We start from the raw sequence: 5,772 nt of genomic DNA, 5'->3' as shown, positions 1-5,772 counted from the left end.
GACAAGATGGACGATGAGGTGGAAGCCCGCGCTGAACGCCTTCGCCATCACCTTCGCAGACCGCATGCCAGCCGCCGAGGACCGCTGACATGGAAACCGCCACTTACACCGTTCGTCGGACAGTCCCCGATTGCTGTCATCGGCGGCGCGGTTGTCTTGGTACCGGGGTGCTTCCGTGGAAGCGCTGTGCTGGCGCTGGCGCGGGGGTGGTTCCTGGCGGGGTTGTCAGGGGCGGGAATGCGTCGGCGACGATGGCTTGGGGGAGTGCGGGGGGCGCGGGTGCCTGGTCTTTGGGTTTCGCGGCTTCGGCTTGGAGGGCCTTGTCCAGATCTTCGAGGCGGGTGGTGAGTGCGGCGAGCGCGTCGGCGTGGGGGAATGGGCGGCCGTGCCGTGAGTGGGCTTGGTCGAGTTCGCTGCTGAGCGCGTGCAGTTTGGCGCGGGCGTCGGCTTCGCGTTCGGGTGCTTTGCGGAGCGCGTTTTCCATTCTGGTGATGATTCCGGTGCTGGCTTGGTCGATGTCGTCTTGGCTCACGATGACCTCGGGGATGGGTGTGGGGGCGGTGAGCACGTGTTCGCGTTCGAAGTGGTTTTTGGCATGGCGGGGGGCGCGGGTGGTGATCTGCCATTCGACCCCTCCCAGGTGAAGGGGTGGGCGGCGGTAGGTGGGCTCGCGCAGGGTGTTGATGAGGGCGTCGCGGGCGTCGGCCCGGTCGGGGTAGCGGTGGTGGCCGAGGCGGAGCTGGAAGGCCTCGCCGGCGGTGGGGGTGATCTTCGCGCAGGTGGTGGCCATGGCGGGGAGTTGGGCTTGGAGCTGGTCGATGTAGCGCTCCAGCATCGGGATCTGGGTGGTGAGGTTGCGCTGGGCTTGGCGGTGGGCGGTTTCTTGGCGGCGGAGTCGGGCGAGGTCGGCGCGTACTTCGGTGGCCTCTTGCAGCAGGGGGTTGTTGGCGATGGCCATCTGCATCTGTTCGAGGGTGAGGGTTTCGTCGGTGGCGATGTCTTCGATTTCGCGGCGTCCGTTGATCTCGCCGGCCATCACCTGGTCGATGAATCGGGCTTTGCGGGCGACGGTTTGGTACATGTAGGCGTCGAAGCTTCCCTCGGTGGCGTAGCGGATGATCTCCACGGGATCGTTCTGGTTGCCCTGGCGGACGATCCGGCCCTCGCGTTGGGCGAGTTCGGCTGGCTTCCAGGGGCAGTCGAGGTGGTGCAGCGCGATCGCGCGGTCTTGGACGTTGGTGCCGACGCCCATGGTGGAGGTGGAGCCGATGAGGACCTGCACCTGGCCGGTGCGGGCGCGTTCGAACAGGCGAGCTTTGTCGAGGTCGGTCTTCGCATTCTGCATGAACGCGATCTGCTCGGCGGGGATCCCGTGGGCGATGAGCTTGTCGCGCAGGTCTGCATAGACCGAGAACCGACCATCGTCCTTGGTGGGGGTGCCGAGGTCGCAGAACACCAGCTGTAGCGCCCCGGGGGTGGGGTGGGGGGTGTTGTCGGGGCCGAGGTAGGTCCGGTCGCGGTTCTCGGCCCAGCGGGCGTGGATGCGGGCAGCGGCCGCGTCGATCTTGGTCGGCACGGTCGGCTCGCTGCCCTGGGGGACCAGGCGCATGTCCAGGGCGGCTCGGCGGCCCTCTGAGCTGATGAGCAGCATGTTGTCGTCCTTGGGGTCGACCATGCGGGATTGGATCATCTGGGCCCGCTCGCCGAGGCGGGTGATGAACTCCTCCAGTTCGGGGGAGGCGGGGGTGATGACCATTTCGGGTTCGGCGCGGCCGTCGCGGTTGGTACGCAGCGCGGGGCGGGGGAGTGCGGCGATCTGTTCGGTGGTGAGGGTGTCTCCGACTTCGGCCCACATCATCAGCAGCTCGGGCACGTTCTGGAACTGGGCGAAGCGGGTCTTCTCCCGCAGCCCGCCCCCGTCGGGGGACATCTCGACTTTGGTGATGGTCTTGCCGAACGTTGCGGCCCAGGCGTCGAAGGCGGTGAGGCCGGCGGTTTCGAGGATCTCGGGGTTGAGGTAGCGGGTCATCACGTGCAGCTCGGTGACCGAGTTCGCGATCGGGGTCGCGGTGGCTCCGAGCAGGGCCCGGCCGCCGTGGGTGCGGCGCAGCTGCCAGACCTTTTGGTGCAGGTCGGAGGCGCGCAGCGAGCCTTGGATCGCTGCACCGGGGATGGAGGATGCGGTGGCCAGGTTCTTGAAGTCGTGCAGCTCGTCGACGGCGAGGTAGTCGATCCCGGTTTCTTCGAAGGTGACGGTCTGGTCGGTGCCCTTGGCGATCTTGTCCAGTCGCTCTTTGAGCTTCTCCTCCAGTCGGGCCAGGGCCTTCTCGGCCTGCTTGACCGTCGTGGCGCGTTCGCTGGTGCGGTTGTTGGTCAGCCAGTCGCGCAGGGGTTCGATCTCCTGGTCGAGGTAGTCGGTGAGGGTCTTGATGCCGACCGGCAGCTTGTAGAAGGCGCCGCGGGTCATGATGATCGCGTCCCAGTCCTCGGTGGCGGCGCGGGCGATGAAGGCCCGCCGGCGGTCGCTGGTGAGGTCATCGGTGCTGGCGGCCAGGACCCTGGCCTGGGGGTACATGGTGAGGAATTCGCGGGAGAACTGCTCGAGCATGTGGTTGGGCACCACGATGGCGGGTTTGTTGACCAGCCCGAGGCGCTTTTGCTCCATCACGGCCATGGTCATCACCGCGGTCTTGCCGAACCCGACCGGATGGAAGATGCCGGTGGATCCGGTGGCGATCGCGCGGGCGACGGCGTTGACCTGGTGCGGGCGCGGGCTGAATTGGGCGGCCAGGCCGGGGAACTGCATCGGCCCGTAGGCGAACTCGCGGCGGGGGACGGTGGCGTTGAAGGTGTCGTTGTAGATGCGGGCCAGGCGGTGGGATCGCTGGGGGCTCTCCCAGACCCATTCGGCGAACCGCTGCTGCAGCTGCTCCTGCTTGTCGCGGGCGGCCTCACTTTGGCCGACGTTGAGCATCTTGGTGCCGTCTTCGTGTTCATCCCAGACCTGGACCGGTGTCTGGTTCAGCGCGCGGCGCAGCAGCTCGTGGCCGTCCATCCGGACGGTGCCGTACTCCTCATAGCTGCGCAGGCTGGCCCGGCCGCCGGAGACGCGCCAGTTCTGCGAGACCGGGTCACGCTGGATGGTGGTGCGATCGTCGAAGATCTGTTGGGCGAAGTCCTCCACATCGCTGGCCGGGATCCAGACCGCACCCAGGCGGGCGGTGATGTCTTCGGGGCCGAGGTCGGCGGGCACCACCTGGGTGAGTGCCTCGACGTTGCGGGACCAGCGCTCGGGGTCGGTCGCGGCCGCGGTGCGGGCCTGCTGCAGCTTGGCCCGCACCGGCCCGGAGAGGTACTCCTGGGCCGGGATGAGTTGTTCGGTGACCGGATCGGTGTAGGCGAGGTCCCCGAGGGCGTGGGGCACCTGATCGGAGGGGATCTGCAGCAGCTCGGCCAGCACGTCGGGGTCGAGTCGGGCGTGGGTGTCCATGCAGACCGCGATCGCATCGGCTGGGGAGTCGGTGCGACTGACCGGGGCCCGGGGGGCGAGTACGCGCTGGTGGCAGATGGTGGCGGGGGTGGCGGTCTGGCTGGCTTCATCGAAGCGCTCCAGGGCTGCGACATAGACCGCTGCGGGGTCGTGCTTGCGGAACAGCGTCATGGCCATGGGGGCGCGGCGGGTCACCACCGGGTCGCCGAGCTCGTCGAGCATCGGGACCTTCTCGGTGAGCGGGGTGCCGTCGGCGCCGGCCAGGGGATGGCCGGTGTCATCGAGAACGGGCTGGGTGCGGGTACGCGGGGTGATCGTGGCCCGGTTGATCGGCCCGAAGCGCTGATGGTGGGCGGTGAGGGTCTCGCGCAGCTGGGTGCGGGCCTGGTCGAGTTCGGGGGTGTCGGCGGTGTTGGCGGCCTCGTGTTCGAGCACCGTTCGGTGGGCGGCCTTCAAGGTGATCAGCGAGGCCAGTTCCTCGGCGTTCGCGCCGGCAATGCGCAGCTCGGCCGGTTGCCAGGTCTTGTCGGAGTCGGCGATCACGAACTCCCGCTGCGAGCCGGTGGTCCGCACCCCCAGTTCGCCGGCGAATCGGGGCGTGGCGGGCACCACCACTGCTGCCGGCGGCGGTGCTTGGTCCGCGACGGCCTGCTGAGGCTGGGGTGCAGCAGTGGGGACGGCGACCTGGGCGCGGGTGGGCCAGGGGGCGGTGCGGATCTTCTCGGCGCAGTCGATGCCGGTATCGCGCACCGACAGGACCGGTCCGTGCTGGCTGCTGATGGTGGCCAGCTCCCCGAGAATCTGGGCCGGGGAGCCGGGCGGTAGGACGCCGGGGTCGAAGGCGGTGGTGATCTGGTGGGTGTGCCCGTCGACGGTGATCGGGCGGGTCTGGACCCAGGCATCCCCGCCGGCCGGCGGGCTCGTGCGGTGGCGGGTGAACACCAGCAGGTCGGTGACCACGTCGGTGCCGGATTGGGCGTGGGCACCCGAAGGCAGGCGGAATGCGCCGGTCAGCTGGCCGAGGGCGGCCATCTGCTCGCGGTGGCTGGTGCTGCGCGCATCCAGGGTGTAGCGGCTGGTCAGGACCGCGACGGTGCCGCCGGGGCGGGTCAGCTCCAAGGCTTTGATGATGAAGTGGTTGTGGATCGCCTCGCGGCCCGGGTTGTGGATGGGGTCGTAGAGGGCGAAGTCGCCGAAGGGCACATTGCCGATCGCGCCGTCGACGACACCGCCCAAGGCACTCATCGTGGTGTCGGCGAAGCTCTCCCCACGGACCTGGGCGCTGGGGGCCAGCTTGGCCGCGATCTGGGCGGCGATCGGGTCCAGCTCGACCCCGATCATGCGCACCCCACCCGGGGCGGTGCGGATGAAGTTCCCGGTGCCACAGCCCGGCTCCAAGACCCGCGCAGGGCCGGGGCCCTGCAGCTGCTGCCAGGCCTGCCAGATCGCACCCACCAGTGCGTGGTCGGTGTGGAACGCGTTCACCGTCGAGCGCCGCGCGGCGCGCCACTGCTGCTCGCCCAGCAGCCGCTTCGCCCGCTCTCGCTGGGCAGCAAAGGTCGCGTTGTGCTCATCGAAGAGCTGCGGCACCGCACCCCAGCTGGTGAACCCGGCCAGGACGCGCTGCTCCTCCGCCGTGGCCGGGCGCTGCCCCAGCTCGGCCAGCAGTTCGATCGCGGCCAGGTTCTGCTCGATGCGCTGGTGGGCGCTGAGCCGCAGCTGCGGGTCGACCGGCTCACGGAAGTCGCGGGCTACAACTCCAGGTCGCGGCTGATCTGCGCCACCTCGCTGCGCAGCTGGTGCTGCAGCTCGATCGCTGCTGCGGTCTGCGGATCGACCTCGTCGTCCTCCTGCTCGCTGTCGGTCGGCCAGACCTGGTACAGCTCCTGATCCAGCGCGGTCTCCTGCGCCCAGCTGCGGACCTGCTGGTGGTAGGCGGTCAATGCCAGGTGGTCGTCGGTCTGCGGCCTCGACCAGGGCGGGCTGGCCTCCAGTTCGGCTGCCACCGTCTCGATCCGATCGGCCAGGTTCTGCTTGTCCTGGGCGCTCATCTGGGACCACATCTCGGGCCGGCTGCGACTGAGGAAGGCTTCGATCTGCTGCATCATCGGACTGGCTCCTATCGGCGGCATCCACACGTTCGGGTTCGGGATCGAGTTGAGTCCCTCATAGTGGTGTAGCCCGTGGTGGCTGGCTCTGGACGACAGGGCGGTCACCGCGTGATCCTCGAGTTCACCTCTCACAGCACCCTCGAAGGAATCATCACGATGACCGCTCCACAC

General features: G+C 68.8%; 2 protein-coding genes. Both read right to left on the bottom strand.

Features of this window, described 5'->3' with window-relative positions; translation table 11 throughout:
* Nucleotides 1–136: 136 nt before the first annotated feature.
* The gene (locus CGZ93_RS12535; RefSeq protein WP_094364512.1) at nucleotides 137–5,080 is read right to left on the bottom strand and encodes a helicase-related protein; all 4,944 of its coding nucleotides are present in this window, start codon (nucleotides 5,078–5,080) and stop codon (nucleotides 137–139) included.
* A 161-nt stretch (nucleotides 5,081–5,241) separates the two neighbouring features.
* Nucleotides 5,242–5,598 (bottom strand): hypothetical protein, encoded by a 357-nt coding sequence (locus CGZ93_RS12530; RefSeq protein WP_141211201.1) that lies wholly within the window; start codon nucleotides 5,596–5,598, stop codon nucleotides 5,242–5,244.
* Nucleotides 5,599–5,772 lie beyond the last annotated feature (174 nt).

The sequence above is a fragment of the Enemella dayhoffiae genome, assembly GCF_002250625.1.
Taxonomy (GTDB): Bacteria; Actinomycetota; Actinomycetes; order Propionibacteriales; family Propionibacteriaceae; genus Enemella; species Enemella dayhoffiae.
This window is presented reverse-complemented; position numbering and strand designations above follow the sequence as displayed.